General features: G+C 59.5%; 16 protein-coding genes and 2 rRNA genes. 8 read left to right on the forward strand and 10 right to left on the reverse strand.

The annotated features are described in order from the left end of the window. Window positions 1-9 precede the first annotated feature (9 nt). A complete protein-coding gene (gene ddlA, locus F8N21_RS13090) occupies window positions 10-1104 on the reverse strand; it encodes a D-alanine--D-alanine ligase (RefSeq protein WP_150642555.1) in 1095 nt (364 codons plus the stop codon). Between the two features lie 295 nt (window positions 1105-1399). Between ddlA and F8N21_RS13095 the strand changes: the two genes are divergently transcribed. Beyond that, window positions 1400-1909: a RidA family protein gene (locus tag F8N21_RS13095; RefSeq protein ID WP_150642538.1), complete on the forward strand. Its 510-nt coding sequence runs from the start codon at window positions 1400-1402 to the stop codon at window positions 1907-1909. 235 nt (window positions 1910-2144) lie between these two features. Here F8N21_RS13095 and F8N21_RS13100 read toward each other — a convergent pair whose 3' ends face one another. Then, complete coding sequence (locus tag F8N21_RS13100; RefSeq protein WP_150642539.1) at window positions 2145-3458, reverse strand: MFS transporter; 1314 nt, start codon at window positions 3456-3458, stop codon at window positions 2145-2147. Window positions 3459-3751: 293 nt separating this feature from the next. On the opposite strand from F8N21_RS13100, the gene F8N21_RS13105 reads away from it, so the two are divergent. From F8N21_RS13105 to F8N21_RS13115, 3 genes are all read left to right on the forward strand, one after another. Then, window positions 3752-5170 carry a short-chain fatty acid transporter gene (locus tag F8N21_RS13105; RefSeq protein ID WP_150642540.1) on the forward strand — a complete coding sequence of 473 codons (1419 nt, stop codon included), beginning with the start codon at window positions 3752-3754 and terminating at the stop codon, window positions 5168-5170. Between the two features lie 242 nt (window positions 5171-5412). Next, on the forward strand, window positions 5413-6582 hold the full coding sequence (locus F8N21_RS13110) for a hypothetical protein (protein WP_412071640.1): 1170 nt from the start codon (window positions 5413-5415) through the stop codon (window positions 6580-6582). Window positions 6583-6768: 186 nt separating this feature from the next. After that, entirely contained in the window at window positions 6769-7272 is a 504-nt protein-coding gene (locus F8N21_RS13115) for a lysine methyltransferase (protein ID WP_150642542.1), read from the forward strand. Between the two features lie 5 nt (window positions 7273-7277). On the opposite strand, the gene can is transcribed toward F8N21_RS13115, so the two are convergent. Then, window positions 7278-7922 (reverse strand): carbonate dehydratase, encoded by a 645-nt coding sequence (gene can / locus F8N21_RS13120; RefSeq protein WP_150642543.1) that lies wholly within the window; start codon window positions 7920-7922, stop codon window positions 7278-7280. A gap of 153 nt (window positions 7923-8075) precedes the next feature. Between can and F8N21_RS13125 the strand changes: the two genes are divergently transcribed. After that, entirely contained in the window at window positions 8076-8480 is a 405-nt protein-coding gene (locus tag F8N21_RS13125) for a serine kinase/phosphatase (RefSeq protein WP_150642544.1), read from the forward strand. A 126-nt stretch (window positions 8481-8606) separates the two neighbouring features. On the opposite strand, the gene rimI is transcribed toward F8N21_RS13125, so the two are convergent. Next, window positions 8607-9059, reverse strand: coding sequence for a ribosomal protein S18-alanine N-acetyltransferase (gene rimI, locus F8N21_RS13130; protein ID WP_150642545.1), 453 nt, complete (start codon window positions 9057-9059; stop codon window positions 8607-8609). Next, a complete protein-coding gene (locus F8N21_RS13135) occupies window positions 9052-9837 on the reverse strand; it encodes an energy transducer TonB (RefSeq protein WP_150642546.1) in 786 nt (261 codons plus the stop codon). The genes rimI and F8N21_RS13135 overlap by 8 nt, the downstream gene beginning before the upstream one ends. A gap of 178 nt (window positions 9838-10015) precedes the next feature. Here F8N21_RS13135 and mksB point away from each other — a divergent pair, with 178 nt between their 5' ends. Genes mksB through mksF form a run of 3 tightly spaced genes read left to right on the forward strand, consistent with a single transcriptional unit; the run spans window position 10016 to window position 14821 of the window. After that, window positions 10016-11293, forward strand: a complete 1278-nt coding sequence (gene mksB / locus F8N21_RS13140; RefSeq protein ID WP_191624306.1) for an Mks condensin complex protein MksB — start codon at window positions 10016-10018, stop codon at window positions 11291-11293. After that, the gene (gene mksE, locus F8N21_RS13145) at window positions 11283-11984 is read left to right on the forward strand and encodes an Mks condensin complex protein MksE (protein ID WP_150642548.1); all 702 of its coding nucleotides are present in this window, start codon (window positions 11283-11285) and stop codon (window positions 11982-11984) included. The genes mksB and mksE overlap by 11 nt, the downstream gene beginning before the upstream one ends. Continuing rightward, window positions 11981-14821 carry an Mks condensin complex protein MksF gene (mksF, locus tag F8N21_RS13150; RefSeq protein ID WP_150642549.1) on the forward strand — a complete coding sequence of 947 codons (2841 nt, stop codon included), beginning with the start codon at window positions 11981-11983 and terminating at the stop codon, window positions 14819-14821. Before mksE ends, mksF begins: the two co-directional genes overlap by 4 nt. A 209-nt stretch (window positions 14822-15030) precedes the next feature. On the opposite strand, the gene F8N21_RS13155 is transcribed toward mksF, so the two are convergent. From F8N21_RS13155 to F8N21_RS13175, 5 genes are all read right to left on the reverse strand, one after another. Next, a complete protein-coding gene (locus F8N21_RS13155; RefSeq protein WP_150642550.1) occupies window positions 15031-17334 on the reverse strand; it encodes a PqiB family protein in 2304 nt (767 codons plus the stop codon). Further along, on the reverse strand, window positions 17327-17950 hold the full coding sequence (locus F8N21_RS13160; RefSeq protein WP_150642551.1) for a paraquat-inducible protein A: 624 nt from the start codon (window positions 17948-17950) through the stop codon (window positions 17327-17329). The genes F8N21_RS13155 and F8N21_RS13160 overlap by 8 nt, the downstream gene beginning before the upstream one ends. Further along, complete coding sequence (locus F8N21_RS13165; RefSeq protein WP_150642552.1) at window positions 17937-18596, reverse strand: paraquat-inducible protein A; 660 nt, start codon at window positions 18594-18596, stop codon at window positions 17937-17939. Before F8N21_RS13165 ends, F8N21_RS13160 begins: the two co-directional genes overlap by 14 nt. Window positions 18597-18791: 195 nt before the next feature. Then, window positions 18792-18907: ribosomal RNA gene (gene rrf / locus F8N21_RS13170) — 5S ribosomal RNA — on the reverse strand. 168 nt (window positions 18908-19075) lie between these two features. Then, a 23S ribosomal RNA gene (locus F8N21_RS13175) occupies window positions 19076-19185 on the reverse strand; the annotation flags it as partial.

Raw genomic sequence — 19185 nt, forward strand, 5'->3', positions numbered from 1 at the left:
TCACCTGACCTAGCGGTTGTATTTCAAGCCCTGGTGCGATGCGTGACGTTCCAGCGCCAGCTCGATCAGCTGACTGACCAGCTCACTGTAGCTCATGCCCGCAGCCTGCCAGAGCTTGGGGTACATGCTGATCCGGGTGAAACCCGGCAGTGAGTTGATTTCGTTGATCAGCACCTCGCCGGCATCGGTGAGGAACACGTCGACGCGGGCCAGGCCGGAGCAGCCGAGGACCTGGAATGCCTCGATGGCGAGGGCGCGGATGCGTTCGCTGCTTTCAAGGCTGATGTTGGCCGGAACCACGACTTCTGCGGCCTGGTCATCGATGTATTTGCTGTCGTAGGAGTAAAAGCCGCTACTCACCACGATTTCGCCGCAACCGCTGGCGATCGGCTGGTCATTGCCCAGAACCGCACATTCGATTTCGCGGCCGTTGACGGCGGCCTCAACAAGGATCTTTTCATCGAAGTTCAGCGCGAGCGCTACAGCCGCCACGTACTCCGCCTCATTACTGACCTTGCTGACGCCTACTGAGGAGCCCTGGTTTGCCGGTTTAACGAACATCGGCAAGCCGAGCCTGCGTTGCGCTTCAGTGAAATTGGTACGCGCGGCACTGGCGCGGGTCAGGCTGATGAATGGCGTGATCGCCAGTCCGGCGTCGCGCAGCAGGCGTTTACTGACATCCTTGTCCATGCAGACTGCCGAGCCGAGCACGTCGGAGCCGACAAAGGGCAGGTCCGCCATGCGCAGCAGGCCCTGCAGGCAACCATCTTCGCCGAGGGTGCCGTGGACGATGGGAAAGATCACGTCGACATGTCCCAGCAGCTCCTGACTGGAAGTCTCGACCAGTTGCTGACTGGCCTTGCCGGGCACCACCGCCAATTCGCGGTTCGATTGGTTAAGGGCGATCAGCGCCGGGTTTTCCTGGTTGATCAGGAAGTTCGAGCTGTCGTTCAGGTGCCAGCGTCCTTGCTTGTCGATTCCGATCAGCATCGGCTCGAAACGCGAAAGATCCAGCGCATCAACGATGTTCCTCGCCGATTGCAGCGAGACTTCATGCTCCGCCGAGCGGCCACCAAAAATAATCCCGACCCGCAACTTGCTCATCATCCGACCTCTTGTGCTTTATTGGGTAGTTCTACCGACCTCAGGTGCGGGGATCAACACCTCGGGCTCGATAAAGACAGTCGGCCAGCATTGCGCTACCGTATTTTCCATCGAGCACAGGCCAGCCGCTGGTCAACGCCGCATTGATCGCCGGCTTCACCGATCAAAGCCATATGACCCGACAGTTCGAACAGAAAATGTGCGCCTTTCGCTATCGGAAAACCCGGATTCCCTCAATGTGCCGAGGCGCTATAGTTGGACTGACAACATTCAGCGGCTATCAGGGAGTTGTGCAATGGACGGTTCACGCAAGGCGCTATTCGACGGGGTCGCCAAGACACTCGGTCACAACTTCGACGGCGAAATGCGCATCGGTGGCAACTATGTGCCGGCGCTGCAAAACGGTGATGAGGTGTACGTCAGTGGCCAGATCCCGCGCATCGACAACACTGTCGTTGTGGTCGGCCGGGTGGGCGCGGAAGTCTCCCTGGAGCAGGCCAGACACGGGGCGAAAATCTGCACCCTGCGCGCATTGGCAATACTGGGACAGTTACTCGGTGACCTGGAGCGGATCAAGCAGGTCTTGCGCATCAATGTCTATGTCCAGAGCGCTGCGGACTTCACTCAACAAAGCGAAGTAGCAGATGCTGCGTCCGAAGTCCTCTATTCGATTTTTGCCGACGCCGGCGTCCACACCCGAACGTCTGTGGGCGTTTATCAATTGCCGAAAAATGCCTCTGTTGAAGTCGACATGATTGTGGCGCTCGAACCGGCTGAAGCCCCTCATGAAGAAACCGAAGACTAGGAGCTGGGCATAGCCCCTTGAGGTGTTGCTGATGGCCTCTTCGCGGGCTTGCTGGCCCCGTAGCAGCTGCCGAAGGCTGCGTTCGGCCGCGAAGCAGACGCAAATCCTGCTTGCACGGTTTGCCTGGAATATCGCAGCGCCTGATTTTACGACCGCTTCGCGGCCGAACGCAGCCTTTGGCAGCTGCTACGGACCGCGTAAAAGCTTAACGCTTCCACAGGAGGGGGTGATGCCCCTAGACACCTGCAGCCACTGCCTCACAGCCGACCCTGGGCACCCGCGAACCAAAATACCCCGCGCTGGCGATCCCGACCGCGCCCATTACAGCGCTGTAGATCACGCAGATCCAAGGGCTCCAGGGCATCAACCCGATCAACAGCAAGGGGGTGATGCTGGCCCATAGGGCGTACGCGATGTTGTAAGTGAAGGAGATCCCGGAGACGCGGATTCGCGCCGGGAACAGGCTGACCATCACCGACGGCACCGCGCCGACCACGCCACAGCTCAGGCCTGCTATTGCATAGGCCAGGCCCACCCAGCTGCCGCCAGCGATCAGGCAGCCATAGAGCACAGCAATGCCCAGTGGCAGCAGCAGGCTGTAAAGCATGACCGTGCGCCAGGCACCGATCCGGTCGACGATCAGCCCGGCGAGTACGCAGCCGATGTTCAGGAACACGATGCCCAGGCTGCTCAGGGCGAAGGTATGGCTGGCGCTCATGCCAAACGTTTTTTGCATCATGGTCGGGGTGATCACCACGAACACCACCACCGCCGAGGTCAACACGCAGGTGAGGATCATTGCCGGCCACATGGCCGGACGATGGTCACGCAGTACCGTACGCAGGGGCAGTTCGGCATCGGTTTCGCGGCGCGCCTGCATGGCCATGAACACCGGAGTTTCGCTCAGCCAGCGGCGCAACCAGACGCCAATCACGCCGAACACCCCGCCGAGCAGAAACGGATAGCGCCAGGCGTAATCGAGGATTTCTGCTGGTGTATAGACCCGCGCCAGCACGGTCGCGGTCAATGCGCCGATCAGGTAGCCGAAAGTCAGCCCCGCCTGCAGAAAGCCCAGGGCATAACCGCGATGGCCACGGGGTGCATGCTCGGCGACGAACACCCAGGCACTCGGCACTTCACCGCCCACCGCGGCGCCTTGCAGCACCCGTAGCAGCAGCAACAGCAATGGCGCGAAATAACCGATCTGGGCATAGGTCGGCATGATCCCGATCAGCAGGCACGGCAGCGCCATCATCAGGATACTCAGGCTGAAGACCTGCTTGCGCCCCAACTGGTCGGCAAAGTGCGCCATCAGGATTCCGCCCAGCGGCCGCGCCAGGTAGCCGGTGACAAATATTCCGAAACTTTGCAGCAAGCGCAGCCATTCGGGCATTTCCGGCGGGAAGAACAACTGACTGAGAGTCAGCGCGAAAAATACGAAAATGATGAAATCGTAGATTTCCAGCGCACCCCCCAGGGCCGCCAGCCCCAGTGTCTTGTAGTCAGACCGGGAGAATGGCGCCGGTCGTGAATCGGTAATGGCAGTCATAAACAAACTCTGAGTAGGCAGAACCACGGCGCCAATGGTCTACGTAAATGCCCCAAGGGACAACCCGATCAGGTCTGAGGGTGGGTTTCCAGGTGTGTTCTGTGTGGTGACGCATGAATGCCAAAGCCAGAACCCCTATGCTAGAGCGCGTCAATCAGACAAAAGTCGATACAAAACTTCAAAACAGCTTCGGCAACCACAGACGGATTGTTTTACTGTTGGCGCCTGACCAAAAGAGCCACCACAGCTCTGTGGACACCCCAACAAACATAAAAAAATCTTGAGGTATTTCCGTGGCCGCTGATCTCGAAGATAGCCGCTCCGCCCGCTTTGCCCTGCGTTGCGCCAGTTTTGCCGAACGCTGGTTCCCCGACTCCTGGGTGTTTGCCGCACTGGCAATCATGATAGTCACCGTGGCAACCCTGTTCATGGGCGCGAAACCCACCGATGCCGCCAAGGCTTTTGGTGACGGCTTCTGGAGCCTGATCCCGTTCACCATGCAAATGGCCTTTGTGGTAATCGGCGGCTACGTGGTCGCCAGCTCGCCGCCTGCGGTGAAGCTGATCGACCGTCTGGCGCGGATCCCGAAAAACGGCCGTTCCGCGGTAGCCTGGGTGGCACTGATTTCCATGGTCGCATCGCTGCTGAACTGGGGCCTGTCACTGGTATTCGGTGGCTTGCTGGTACGTGCACTGGCCCGGCGCACCGATCTGCGCATGGACTACCGCGCCGCCGGCGCCGCCGCTTACCTCGGGCTGGGTGCGGTCTGGGCGCTGGGACTCTCGTCATCCGCCGCGCAGTTGCAGGCCAACCCGGCCAGCCTGCCGCCGTCGATTCTGGCGATCACCGGCATGATTCCCTTTACCGAAACCATCTTCCTCTGGCAGTCCGGCGTGCTGTTGCTGGCGTTGATCGTGGTCTCGCTGATCATCGCCTACGCTACGGCCCCCGGCCCGGGTTCCGCCCGTGACGCCAAAGCCTGCGGTATCGACCCGAGCTTCAGCATGCCGGCCCCGCAACCGCGCACCCGCCCGGGCGAATGGCTGGAATACAGCCCGTTGCTGACGATTATGCTGGTGCTGTTGGCGGCAGGCTGGTTGTTCCATGAGTTCTCGACCAAACCGGCGATCAGCGCGATCTCCGGGCTGAACACCTACAACTTTCTGTTCCTGATGCTCGGCGCACTGCTGCACTGGCGTCCGCGCAGCTTCCTCGACGCAGTGGCCCGTGCGGTGCCCACCACCACCGGGGTGCTGATCCAGTTCCCGCTCTACGGTTCCATCGCGGCGCTGATGACGGTGGTCAAAGGCACGGATGGCCAGTCCCTGGCGCACCATATCTCGACCTTCTTCGTCCAGATCGCCTCCCACGACACCTACGCCCTGCTGATGGGCGTGTATTCGGCAATACTGGGATTCTTCATTCCGTCGGGCGGCGGCAAGTGGATCATCGAAGCGCCGTACGTAATGCAAGTCGCCAATGATCTGCAATACCACCTCGGCTGGGCCGTGCAGATCTACAACGCCGCCGAAGCCCTGCCCAACCTGATCAACCCGTTCTACATGCTGCCGCTGCTGGGCGTCCTGGGACTGAAAGCGCGGGACTTGATCGGCTTTTCCTTCGTGCAATTGCTGGTGCATACACCACTGGTGCTGTTCCTGCTGTGGGCGCTGGGAACGACGCTGGTGTATGTGGCGCCGATGATTCCATAGCTCTTTTGGCCGCCAAAAGATCGCAGCCTGCGGCAGTTCCTACAGATTTTGCGTACACCCGATGATGTGCAGGTGTAGGTAATCGACGTAGGAGCTGCCGCAGGCTGCGATCTTCTGACGATATGGCCTGCGCCCCAGACGTCCTGAAAAGATTCTCCCCAACCCCCGCCTGCGTCACCCGCTACTCTCCCTGCACGGACACATCCCGGACAACCGGGACCCCCGACAAGGAGTCAAGCATGATGCAATTCACTGGATTGCCCTTAGCCCTCGCCGCCCTCACCCTGAGTGCAACCGCATACGCCGACGTCGATCTGAAGTTGGGCAGCATCGAGCGAGTGACCCGGCTGTTTGCCTATCCCAATAACTGCGAGGTGATTTGCTTCCGCGACTGGACGCTTGAACAGACTGTCGAGCACTACCTGACCCAAAGTGTGCAACGCGATGGCTACAGTGCGGCGAAAGTCAGGGTCAAAACCGACAACGACCAGCTTTACGCGGCAATCAGCGGTGTACCGAAGACTTATGAGAAACCACTGGCGGCGCTGCTGGATGCCGGAGATCTGGCCTACAACGGCGCGAGCAAACTGAATGCCGACGGCAAGTGGGCCTACAGCTGGTACCTGTTTCTACCCTTGGGGATGGCGCTGGAGAATCGCAAGAGTGTCGAATTGCTGCACTTCCCGCCGGATTACTCACTGACCCGTGCCCAGGACTATCTGCAGTCCGCCACTACCGACCGCTGGGCCACGTTATTGACGGCCAATGGCATTCCGGCAGAGCAGACACCGGCCTACCAGACCATCATCGACATCGCGCCCATTGCCGCGCCGTCCAGCGCAGGCAAGGATCTGGAGGGTGTTTACGACTACTTCAAGGATTACCAGACCACCATGGTCAAGGAAGTCAGCCAGACTGCCAGCGGCGCGACCTTGCCGATGGTCGCCTTCGGTGCGCCGGTGCGTAACTGGATCAAGCAGCAATATGGGGCAACTGTCAGTGTGCTGGGGCTGGCAGAGATCAGCCCGACCAAAGGAATGACAGTGCCGGTTCTGGGCTCCAATCACCCGAGCTATATCTGGTATGCCGCCAACCCGGAGAGTTATGACGGTGATCAGGCCAAGGCCGATGCCGCCGGTTTGATCGTCATGGGCCAGGATTTGAGTGCCGCGTGCTGGCAGGCCGGCATGGGCAGCAAGCCTGGAAGCGATCCGAATGTGCAGTTGCAAAGCTGTACGCAAACCTGGCAAGTCACTCAGAAAGATCAAACCTGCGAGCTGTTCTACACCTCGATCCGCAATCTGACAGCGGCGCAAGCTCAAGCCAAGTGCTCGACAACTCCGATCAAGTCTCAGCTGAGCCAGCTCAAGGCCCCCGCACCGGTAGCCTCGATCGACGCGCCACGACTGTAAAACCAACCGCCCAGGCCTGCGCCAGCCGTTGCTGGCGCAGGCTGGAGCGATATCGACTGTCAGATCTGACAGTAGACCCTTTCATTCATTTGCGAGACCCTTGAGGTAGACCCATTTGCTGCAGGGCAGGCAGGAAGCCAGCGCACCGCGGCTGCAGCACGAACCGACAAGGACCGTAAGCCGGCGATGGAAAAACTCCGTAAAACATCCACCGACGGTCTCTATCCCTGCGATGAGTTATCCACCTTGCAGGGCTATCCCGCCAGGCGCAGCTTCAAGATTACCCACAGCGAACCCGGCAGCGCCGTTGTGGCATTGCTGGATGTGCAACGCAGACACCGGATCTGCAAGGTATCCGGACAGCTGCTATCTGCTCGCGGCCGGCATACCCGGCAGTTGATGCCCGGCATCCATGTCCACGATCCCTACTTCTGCGGTTTGTTGCCACACTCCTGCGATCCCAATGTCTTTCTCGACATGAGCGAGCTGTGGTTATGGTCGTTGAAGGATATTACCAAGGGCACGTTGCTGTGCATGGACTACGCCAGCACCGAAGACGAACTGTTCCATCAGTTCGCCTGCCGCTGCGGTTCAGCCGAATGCCGAGGCTGGATCACCGGCTACAATGAGCCGCCGAATGCCGATGGACAGCTGTTTTTGCAGCACTGGCACCGACACAGCCTCTGTTGATGAGGTCAAATCGCTCCGACCGGGCGCAAGCGATACTGTGGCGGCAGCTGTTCAAAGCCGCTGATGGTCGCGTTCAGGCTTTTCCAGCGACCATCCTTGATGCCATAAATGCATCCGTGGATCGACAGGGCCTGCCCGCGATGCCAGGCGTTTTGCACGATGCTGGTGTGGCCGACATTGGCCACTTGCTGGATCACGTTCAGCTCGCAGAGACGGTCGACCCGCTCTTCCTCCGTGGCCAGCAGAGCCAGTGGTTCACGGTGTTCGTAATAAAGGTCACGAATCGAGCGTAACCAGCCGTCGATCAGGCCCAGTTGACGATCCTGCATTGAGGCGCGCACTCCGCCACAGCCGTAGTGGCCGGTGACCAGGATATGTTTGACCTTGAGCACATCCACCGCGTACTGGATCACCGACAGGCAGTTAAGGTCGGTATGCAGTACCACGTTGGCCACGTTACGGTGGACAAACAGGTCGCCAGGCAGCATGCCAACGATCTCGTTGGCCGGCACTCGCGCGTCCGAACAGCCGATCCACAGGTATTCCGGGGTCTGCTGGCGAGCCAGCTTGGCGAAAAACTCAGGATCTTCCTGCTTGATCGCATCGGCCCAGCGCTCGTTGTTATCAATCAGATCTTGTAGTTCGTTCATGCTATGAAGCCTCAAGAATGATGCTCTGCTTTGACAGACGACCGCCGGTCGGGGTCACGCTCTGGGTGAAGATAGCGGAGCGAGGATAATACCGTGGAATCTTAAAGGGTAACGCCTGTCCACCCTATAGGACCTTTATTATGAGGAGTTGTCATGACCGAATCACGACGTCCCTACGGCGCGCCACAGCCGGAGGAGATCGACGACACCGAAGATCGCATGGGTTCGATGCAGGAACTGCATTTCGATGAAGACGAACCTCGTGACCGCATCGCCGAGTTGACACCTGACAGCGAGCGCCAGCAGGCCCCTGCGCCCAAGCGCGGCCATGAAGCCGGCATGACGGGTGCCTCGACAGCGGATCATGAATCAACCGATGACGACCTCAACGCCGAAACCATGATCCTGGAAGACGGCGCGCGCGACGCCGATGAAGCTGGCGAAGACGAACCGGCCGACTGGGACCTGAGCATCGTCGACGAAGATGACATCGGCGGTGGCAATGGCCTGGATGAAGCCGAAATGGCGGAGCGTGAACCTGTGGATGGCAATCGGTAGCCCACCGTTATCACTGGAAACACGCCCAACCCGTAGGAGCTGCCGCAGGCTGCGATCTTTAGCGGGCTCGACAACCGTTATAACGTCAAAAGATCGCAGCCTTCGGCAGCTCCTACGGGAGGTGATCTAGTCAACCAGGGTGCAGGCCATGACCACCGCATCCTCACGCCCGCCCACTGCCGGATAATAATCGCGTCGGCGGCCGATTTCGTTGAAGCCATAACGCTCATACAGCTTGAACGCCGCGCGATTGCTGTCGCGAAGTTCCAGGAAGCATTCCCGGGCCTTCGCCTGGTAAGCCCGTGACATCAAGTGCTCAAGCAGTTGCAAGCCGAGACCGCGCCCCTGGTTTTCCGGTTTGACCGTGATGTTCAGCAAATGCGCTTCATCCAGGATGATCTGGACGACGCCGTGCCCCACCTGTTGCTCGCCTTCGAACATCAGCCAGATCTGGTACTTGCCCAGGCCATCGAGGAAAACCCCGCGGGTCCAGGGGTGGCTGAAAGCGGCGTATTCGATTTTCAGTACAGCCTCGAGATCCGCCTCGATCATGGGGCGGAACGATACAGCGTCACTCATCATTACTTTTCCAGCGCGCCATCAGCCGACGCATGGCTTGCCAGATATCAGCCTTACGCTGTGGCTCTTCCATTAATAATTCCAGGCCCGGCAGCGCCCAGACCGAGCCCAGACCTTCGACCTGCAGTTCACGATTGTAGGATTCGGCGTTCGCTTCACCGGCAAAACGCACTGCCGGCAGACCGATCAGCCACAGGCAGACGCAGGGTGCGTCTTCCAGGCGTGCCGAAACAAAACCTTGCACAAAATCACGAGCCGCGTCCGGACCTTGGTCCATAGTGCCGCGCGTCAGCAACGGCCAACGCACCGGCTCGCCGACGATTTGCGGGCTGTCCGGCAGACCGGCGGCGCGCAGCATGTCTTTGAGCAGCAAATAGGCCGGATCGCGGGTCTGGAAGGCTTCGCCTGTGGGTAACTCCACCAGCAGCAGACAAGCACCCGCGCGCAGCAGTTGCAAGGCGAAACGCGGTGGCGGCACGTGCGGCGCCCTGGCCACCGGGGCAGACGCCTCTTGGGCCTGGACCGCGGGTTTGCTCGCACTGGTCGGCCTTGGCACTTCGATCTTCGTCCGCTCGACCGGCCTGGCCATAGGCTCGGCGGCGACTTTCACCACTGGAACTGACGCAACCGGAGCAGGCACAACCGCCTCGACCAGCGGCTCAGGCATTACCAGCAGCTCCGGGCGCGACGGCGCGGCAAACGGCAATTCGGTGCGCGGCAGCCAGTTGACCACCTGCATGGCAGTCAAATAAGCGCGGCGACGGGACTCGATAAGCAAAGGTCGGCCACTTGTGGATAACTAAAGAGGGGGGATTCTACCGCCCTTCGCCCAAGATCGCCCGCCGTTGATCGATAGAAAATCACCAGGAAATCTCATCAAGAGACCGGGGGTGAATCGCAGACTCTGCGATGCAGTACAATCGCGGCTTTTAATCGTCAACCAGCCGGCCTCTCCGATGATCGAACCCAAGCGCGTCTTGCGCGCCCTCGCCGAACACTGGGCACTCCTGGAGCCACTGTGCGAGCACTTCGACCAAGGCACTCTGAGCCTCAACGAACTGCGTTCACAGCTGGGCGCCCAGCAATTGGACAGCACGCCCCAGGACATCACCAGCCTGCTGGACGTGTGGATCCGCCTGGATATTCTGGTTCCGGTGGCGAAAAGCCCGAACCGTTTCGAGTTGAACGCGCAGATCCACGACTTCCTCGCTTATCTGCGACGCGAGCACCGGCTGGGCCTGTGCCTGGAAATCGAAGCCTATCTACGCCATCTGGAGCGGTTGGCCGGTTATATCCAGGACGCCTTCGACATCCGCGACGGCAGTGACCTGGCACGCCAGCTGCGATTGCTCGACATGCGCGTACGGGATGTCCTGAAAAAACTCGCCAACGACGAGCAGGCCCTGGTGGCGGTCGCCGAGCGGGCCAAGACCAGTGACCGGCAGATCCCGCTGCGCCAGCGCTACGCCGAAGTGCTGGCGACCTGGGACGAATACGTCGAACCGATGATCCAGCTGGTCAACGCTGACGGTGCCTTCGAACAGGGCGTGCGCAAGGTCGAGAACGTGCTGTTGCGCATGCTCAGTGAACAGCAGCGCCTCGGTCACCTGGTCGATGACGACATGCTGCTGCGCACCCACGCGCGCATTCTCGAAATGCAGACCAGCGCCCAATTGACGCTGCGTCACGCCCGGGAACTGTTGCTGCCTCTACGCGAAGAAGCTCGCCGTCATAACGCAGTGACCCGCGGTGCCGCGCTGGCACTGGCCACCATCCGGCGCAAGGGCATCGATGCGGTACCGCAAGCGGCGATGCCGATGTTCACCCGGCCGCAAAGTACCTTCCTCGGCAGTGCCAGCCAGGTCGAGGCCTACGTGTATGCCCTGGCGCGGTTCGAGCCGAAACCGGCGCTCTTCCCCAAGGCCCACAAGACTCAAAAGGGCGAAGTGCCCCGCGCGCCACGCACTGTTCGGGAAATGCTCGAACGCTGCGAAGACGCCCTGCCGATGCCGGATCTGATGACCTGGTTGCTGGAGCAGGAACCGGACGGCGCCACCGACGAATTGCTCTACTGGTTCTCGCGCCTCTCGCGGGAGAAACGCTTCAAACGCGAGCGTCTCGAACGCCGCGACTACCACACTCACGAGCACCAGGTCAGCCTGCGCTCCTTCGCCCTGCTCTCGGCCCGCGATGACGCATCCGAGAATTCTGCGAGCACTCCACATGCATCTTGATCTTTCCGAACTGTCCCAGCTCGCGCCGATCTTTCGCGAGCTGTTCAAGGGTTACCACGTCAGCCGCCGCGACCCGGAACTGTACGCGCAATTGTCGAACTTCCAGGACCAGTACCGCATGCTGTTCAAGGCACTGGGCTTCGAACTGGTCTGCGATACCCGTGGCTTCTACTACTTCGTTCCGGACCTGGCCGCCGCGGCGGTGAACAAGACTGCCCAGCGTCTGGCGCTGTTTACCTTCATCATCGTCGAGCATCTGGCGGATCAGGGTCGCGACCCGGTGGCCGTGCTCGACGGTGGCAGCCTTGGCCGCGATGAGCTGCCGTCATTGCTGGAGAAATACCGCGACCTGTTCATTCAGGCTGAAGTACAGACCCAGGAAGAGCTGGAAGAAAAAATCATGCGGCGCATGACCCAGCTCGGCTTCGCCAGCGAAGAAAACGGCATCTATCGGTTCCTGCCACCGATGCATCGCTTCCTCGATGTTTGCCTGTCGGTTCAGCAGGACCGTGATTTGGCTGCGAGTCTGCACAGCGTGTTGCCATTGCCCGCGCCAGTACTGATCGATGACGACAGCGATGATCAACTGCTGGAAACCGATGACCCGCTGGACCTTAGTGACTTCGAGGAAGAGCGCGAAGAAGATGCCCTGGCCCGCGCCATTGCCGCTGAACAGGAGATCAACGCATGAGCCAGGAACGCTACGGCATTCGCCGCTTTGCCCTGCTGAACACCGCCGGCTACAGTCTCGGGCTGTTTCCGCTGGAGCACCCGTTGTCGGTATACGGCGCGAACAACCTGGGCAAATCCGCCTCGATCAACGCCTTGCAGTTCCCGATCCTGGCGCGCATGTCGGACATGAGTTTCGGCAAATACAGCCTGGAACAATCGCGGCGCTTCTACTTTGCTTCGGACACCAGCTACATCCTGGTCGAAGTCTGCCTGCCCCATGGCACTCACGTGATTGGCGTAGTCGGTCGCGGCCCGGGTGGCGGCTTCGGTCACCAGTTCTTTGCCTATGCCGGCAAACTCGATCTGGCGCATTATCAGAAAGACGACACCTGCCTGCGACAGAAAGAACTGTTCAGCAATCTCGAGCGCCAGGGTCTGAAAGCCTACGAGCTCAAGCCCGAAGAACTGCGGCGGTTGCTGGTCGGTGGCCACACCTCGATTCCGCTGGACCTGACCCTGATTCCACTGCGTTCCACCAGCGAACAGAGCCTGAAGACCTTCCGCGCATTATTCATCAACCTGCTGCACATGCGCGAAATCACTGCGGCCAAGCTCAAGCAGCTGTTCCTCGACGCTTTCGAGCACAGCCTGCGCTCCGGCAGTGTCGACTATATCGCCGCTTGCGAGGAAGCCTTCCGTGATGTCCGGCGGATGGAGCAGGACTACAACTCGCTGGTCACCGCCGGCCCCTTGGTCGAAGCCTTGGCCGCTGGCGTCACCCAGCGCAACATCCTGCGCGGCAAACTGCATCGCCTGTCGCCGCTGCTCGACTCCTTGCTCGGCACCTGGTCGGACTACGCCGGTGCGCGCAAGGAAGAGTTGCTGATTCAATCCGAGCATTACCGTCACGAACAGGATGCTCTGCAAAACAATCAGCGCAGCAGTACTCAGGAACTGATGCGTCTGGAGCGGGAAATCAGCGGTATCCAGCGCTGGCTGGGTGAACTGTCGGTGCTCAAGCATCGCTTTGCCCTGGTCGATGACGTCAAAGTCCTCGAGCAGCAACTACTGGCGGCCAAAGACGCTCACGATGAACTGGCCGGCGCCCTCGCGCAGTCCCGGCAGTTCAGCGCCGAAGACCTGGAAGAGCGTCTGCGGGATCTGGAAAAACGCCTGAAGTCGGTCAAGCAACAACTCGATCATGCCGACAACAACAGCTACGCCCGCCTGCGCGAAGAATTCTCGCAACAGGACGTCGAACGTCTGATGCGCCTGTTCAACAGCGCGCTGTTCAGCTTGCCGCTGGGCGAACACGGCATCGCACTGGACGAGAACGGCGAGTGGGTCAAATCCATGGAGCTGATTCTCGATGGCTTCCAGGGCGAACGCTTCGAAGTACCGGGCCTGTCCATCGATCTGTCGCACATCGAGCCGCCGGCGCTGCAAGCCCTGGCCGACCGCGCGGCGCTGCGGGATCAGAAAGAGCGTCTGGAAAAAGAACTCAAGCAGCTTAAGACACAGCAAGCCGTGGCGGCAGACCGCGCAGCCAGCAAGACCCAGACTGAAGCGCTGTATCAGCAAGTGCTGGATGCGCAGAAAGCCCTGGAAGACTTCCGTCGCGCGCAAACCCTGAGCGCCGAGGAAGGCGACAAGCTTGAGCAACTGGCGCAGATGGAAGGCGCGCAGGATGAACTGAAACGCTCCAGCGACGCTTTCACCGAACGTGTCCAGCAACTCTCGGCCAAGCTGCAACTGGTCGGTCGCCAGCTCGGCGACATGGAAGCCAAGCAACGTACCCTCGACGATGCCTTGCGTCGCCGTCAGCTGCTGCCGGCCGATTTGCCGTTCGGTACGCCGTTCATGGATCCGGTCGACGACTCCATGGACAACCTGCTGCCGCTGCTCAATGACTACCAGGACAGCTGGCAAGGTTTGCTGCGCAGCGATGGGCAGATCGAAGCGTTGTACGCGCAGGTTCGCCTCAAGGGCGTGGCCAAATTCGACAGCGAAGACGATATGGAGCGTCGCCTGCAACTGCTGATCAATGCCTACGCGCATCGTACCGACGAAGCCCTGACTCTGGGCAAGGCCCGCCGCGCGGCGGTCACCGATATCGCCCGGACCCTGCGCAACATCCGTAGCGACTACGACAGCCTTGAACACCAGCTGGCCTTGTTCAACCGCGAGATCAACAAGCGCCAGGTGTCCAACCTGCAAAGCTTCCGCATTGTTCTGGCGCCGAACAAGGAAGCCCTCAAACATATCGACCAGATCATCCACAGCGCCGGTCAGTATGAAGAAGGCGAAACCCTCTCGGTGTTCGACCTGAGCCAAAGCGCCGATCAGGACAACAAGAACGAAGAAGCCAAGGAGTACCTGGCACGGCTGGTGGCGGCAAACCACAACCAGCTGGGCCTCAAGGACCTGTTCGAACTGGCGTTCGAGATCACCAAGGTCAACGGCCAGCCGGTCATCCACACCGACATCGATGGCGCCGCGTCCAACGGCACGACCATGACCATCAAGGCACTGACCAACATGTATTTGTTGCTGCACTTGATGGATCGCGATCAGGCCGGGCGCGTCCGTCTGCCGTACTACCTCGACGAGGCGGCAGACATCGACGAGAAGAACCAGGCCGCGTTGCTGGAAACCAGCCTGCAACTGGGCTTCGTGCCGATCCTGGCCAGTGTCAAGCCACAGGTCTGCGCCCATGTCGCCATCGACCTGGAAGGCGGCAGTGGGCCGAACGGGATCTACATCGATGAGGCGGACTGGAAATACATCCGTCGGCATGACGAGGTGAAGGCAACGGTCAAGGTTGAATCGACCGAGCCGGAACTGGACGAGGTTTAACGCTCACTGCGGCAGAAAATGAAAAGGCCGCGATCCAATGGTTCGCGGCCTTTTTCATTTGAGCAAGATCAAAAGATCGCAGCCTGTCGGCAGCTCCTACGGGATCTATGTTCAGAGCAAAATCATGAGGTGAACTCGGTCGGCGTAGGAGCTGCCGCAGGCTGCGATCTTTTGGGGGCGGCCAAGGCTGCAATGCCCCCACATCATTTTTATTTACCAATGGAGATCTTCGGCGCCCAACCCAGCCATTCTTCCTCGAACTTGTCGAACAACGGGAAGGTTTGCTCCGCTCGAACCGGGTTACCCATGCGTTCGCCATCCGGTGTGGCGAAGGCGATACCTCCCTGGATCAAGGTCTCCAGAGATTCGGTACGCACCGTGGCGCCCTTGAACAGGCCAATATCCAGACCAAAGCCGCTGGTGTTCCAGAATCGGCTGCCGCTACGGACCAATGGCGCGTACTTCGGCTCGATCAGGATATGAATCAGCACCCGATCCGCGGTCTGACCCAACTCATAAGCGGTGACCTTACCCACAGTGACTTCCCGGTAGGTCACCGGCACACCGGCCTTCAGCGATCCCCGGCGAGCGGCACTCAGCACCAGGCTCAAGCCCGCTTCGGAGACTGCCGATTCCGGTGGCTGGGCCAGCGCAACAAAGTTCTTTTGCGGACCGAGATTTTTCGCCGCCGGCTGAACCTCCAGGTATTGCCCGGTGACCAGCGTTTCAAGGTTGGAGGTCTTGATCAGACCCAGTTCCGGCTTGACCACCCAGAACTGGCTACCCGCACGGGCAATGCGCTCAGGCACTTCAGTGATACGCGCCTTCAACAGCACCGACTGCAAGTCATCGCTGAGATCGACGTCCTCGACCTTGCCGACATCCAGACCCTTGAAGCGAATCGGCGTGCCAGTACGCAAGCCGTCGGCGCGATCGACCTTGATCGTGATCACTGCTCCCTTCTGCTGCGCCTCTTCATGGTTGGCGAACAGCCGGAAGCGCGGAATACGCTTGCTCAACGGTACTTTCGCTTCCGGGGTTTCGAAGGCAATGCCTCCGGCCATCAGGCTTTGCAGCGATTCACTCTTGACCTGAATGCCGCCCGTCAAACCACCCGACAAGGTGATACCACTGGCATTCCAGAAACGCGACGAGCCGTTGACCAGTCCTTCGTATTCTTTCTCGATGTGCACACCGATGACCAATTGCTTGCGAGTGCGTGAGAACTGATAACTCTGCACCGAACCGACTTTGACCTGCTTGTAGAGAACCGGACTGCCAACCTCCAGCGAACCCAGGTTTTCGGTGAGCAGCACCATGTGCAGGCCAGGGGAGCGCAAATCCAGCGGCGGCGCCTTGGGCCGAGCCTCGAATTCGCGTTGCGGTGCACCGCCCTTGTCGCCCGGCCGGATCGCGATGTAGTTACCTTTGACCAAGGCTTCCAGGCCGGTGATACCGGCCAGCGAGATCGACGGCTTGACCACCCAGAACTGGGTACCGTCTACCAGGTAATCCTCGGCCAACGGATCAAGCGTCAACTCGGCGCTCGCACTGGAAAGATCGGGATCGATCTTCATGGCTTTCAGGCTACCGACCTGAATTCCCTTGTACATCACCGGCGTACGACCGGCCTGCAAGCCTTCGAAGTCACTGAGCTTGACCTTGATCCGGATACCGGCCTGGGCCGCGTCAAAATCTTCATAGAGGCGAAACGGCAGGCTCGGATCAGTCGGCGGGCTGTCCTTGCGGTTTTCCGGAGTGGCAAACGCAATACCACCGGCCACGATGCTGGCCAGCGACTCGCTACGCACTTTCACCCCGGACAGGTTGGCATCGATGCTGATCCCGCTGGCGTTCCAGAAACGCGTATGTTTGCGCACCAGCTTGGCGTAGGTGGGCTCGATATAGACCTTGATTTCCACAGTGTTCTGATCCTCGGACAACACGTAGCTTTTCACCTGGCCAACCTGGATCTGCTTGTAGAACACCGGGCTGCCGCGATTCAGTGAGCCCAGGCGATCCGCCTTGACGGTCACGTGCAAGCCCGGCAGGGAATCCGACAACGGCGGTTCTTGCGCCAGGGCCTTGAACTTGCGAGTCGACTCACCCTCGCCCGGGCTGACCGCGATGTAGTTACCCGACACCAGGGTTTCGAGCCCGGTGATCCCGGCCAGGGTCACGCTCGGTTTGACCAGCCAGAAACGCGTGCTGGTCCTCAGGTAGGGTTCGACATCCTTGTTCATTTCGACCGTAGCGATCACGCCCTTGTTGTTGCCCTCGTCATCGAGGGCCAGGGCCGTGACCTTGCCGACCGGCATGCCTTTGTAGACCACTTCGGTCTTGTTTGCCTGAATGCCTTCGCCGCTTTCAAAGCGAACCTGGATTTCTATACCGGTCTCGTTGTAGGCACGCCAGCCCAGCCAGCCACCGATCACCAGGGCGATCAGGGGCAGTACCCAGATGGCCGACCAATTGGAAGCCGGTCGAGTTTTAGCTGTAGGCAAATCAGTCATAGTCGTCGTCCGACTCCGTGTTATCCCAAATCAGTCGGGGATCGAAAGTTACTGCAGCAAGCATTGTCAAAATCACCACACTGGAAAAAGCCACCGCACCGAGATTCGCCTCGATGCTGGCGAGTCGGCCAAAACTCACCAACGCCACCAGAATGGCGATCACGAAGATATCCAGCATCGACCAGCGGCCAATGAACTCGATGAATCGATACATGATGATGCGCTGGCGGGCCGATAGCGGCTGATGGCGCTGCACCGAGAACAACAGCAAAGCAATACCTACCAACTTGAAGGTGGGCACCAGAATGCTCGCGATAAACACCACCGCGGCGATCGGAAACATACCGTGCTGAACCAGCTCGATCACCCCCGACATAATGGTGCTGGGAGCGCCCTGGCCTAAAGAACTGACCGTCATGATCGGCAACAGGTTCGCCGGGATATAGAGAATCGCGGCAGTCACCAGCAACGCCCAGGTGCGCACCACGCTGTTCGGGCGCCGTGCGTGAACCAGCGCTCCACAGCGCGTGCAGGTCTGCTCATCGCTGTTCGGCTCCTGCCTGTTCAACTCGTGGCATTCCATACAAACCAGAATGCCCGCATCAATCGCCCGCATGAGCATCTTCTCCTGACAATGCCTGCCAGATTTGATGGGGCGACATCACCACCTCCAACCAGACCTGGACCAATAGCAAACTGATAAAGCACGCCAGGCCGAGACCGACGGTGACCGCGGCCATGTCCGCCAATTTGACGATGGAAACCAGGACCCCCATCAAATAGACCTCGAGCATCCCCCAATCCCGTAGATGGTGATAAATGCGATAGAGCAACAAGCCGTAGCTGCGACCCAGATTCCAGCGAATACTTAGCAACACCACCAGTTGGCAGATCAGCTTGAGCAGCGGGATGGCCATGCTGCAGAGAAACACCACGACCGCCACGCCTTGCATGCCGGTATTGAACAAGCCGACTACGCCGGTCCAGACGGTGTCTTGCGACGATTGCCCGAGTAGATTGAGCTGCATGATGGGTAAAAAGTTCGCGGGGATATACAACAGCAAGGCGGCTATGACCAAAGCCAGACTGCGTTCCACGACGTTGTGCCGATGAGCGTACAACTCATAACCACAACGCGGACATTGGGCTTTCTCACCGTGAGCGAGGTCTGGCTTGCGCATCAGCAAATCACACTCATGGCACGCCACCAAGTCGTCCAGCGGTAAATCTGATACCTCCAGGGTATCAACCGGATCTGGCATAAAAGGCTCTGGTTCGGAAAATGTTGAGGCTATTCTAGCGAAAGAAGCAGCTACAAGCTGCAAGCCGCAAGCGAGGTCCGCGCCGGACACAAAACCGCTTCTCTCTTGCCGCTTGCCGCTGACAACTTGCCGCTGGCGCGCAGCGCAAAAACAAAACCCCTACCTGCATACGCAGATAGGGGTTTCGGAATTTAATCTTGACGATGACCTACTCTCACATGGGGAAACCCCACACTACCATCGGCGATGCATCGTTTCACTGCTGAGTTCGGGATGGGATCAGGTGGTTCCAATGCTCTATGGTCGTCAAGAAATTCGGTAGCCGGGTCGTGGGCCTTTTCAGGTTCACGCTCCAGCGAATGGGTATGCGATAGATTTGTGGGTTCGTGCAAACTTTCGGTTTGTATCGTCTTCACACACCGCAATCTGGCGCTCTTTCGGCTTTTCAGCCAAGAGCAGGCAAATTGCTTGGGTGTTATATGGTCAAGCCTCACGGGCAATTAGTATTGGTTAGCTCAACGCCTCACAGCGCTTACACACCCAACCTATCAACGTCGTAGTCTTCGACGGCCCTTCAGGGGACTCAAGG

The organism is Pseudomonas fluorescens, from assembly GCF_902497895.1.
Taxonomy (GTDB): Bacteria; Pseudomonadota; Gammaproteobacteria; order Pseudomonadales; family Pseudomonadaceae; genus Aquipseudomonas; species Aquipseudomonas fluorescens_BP.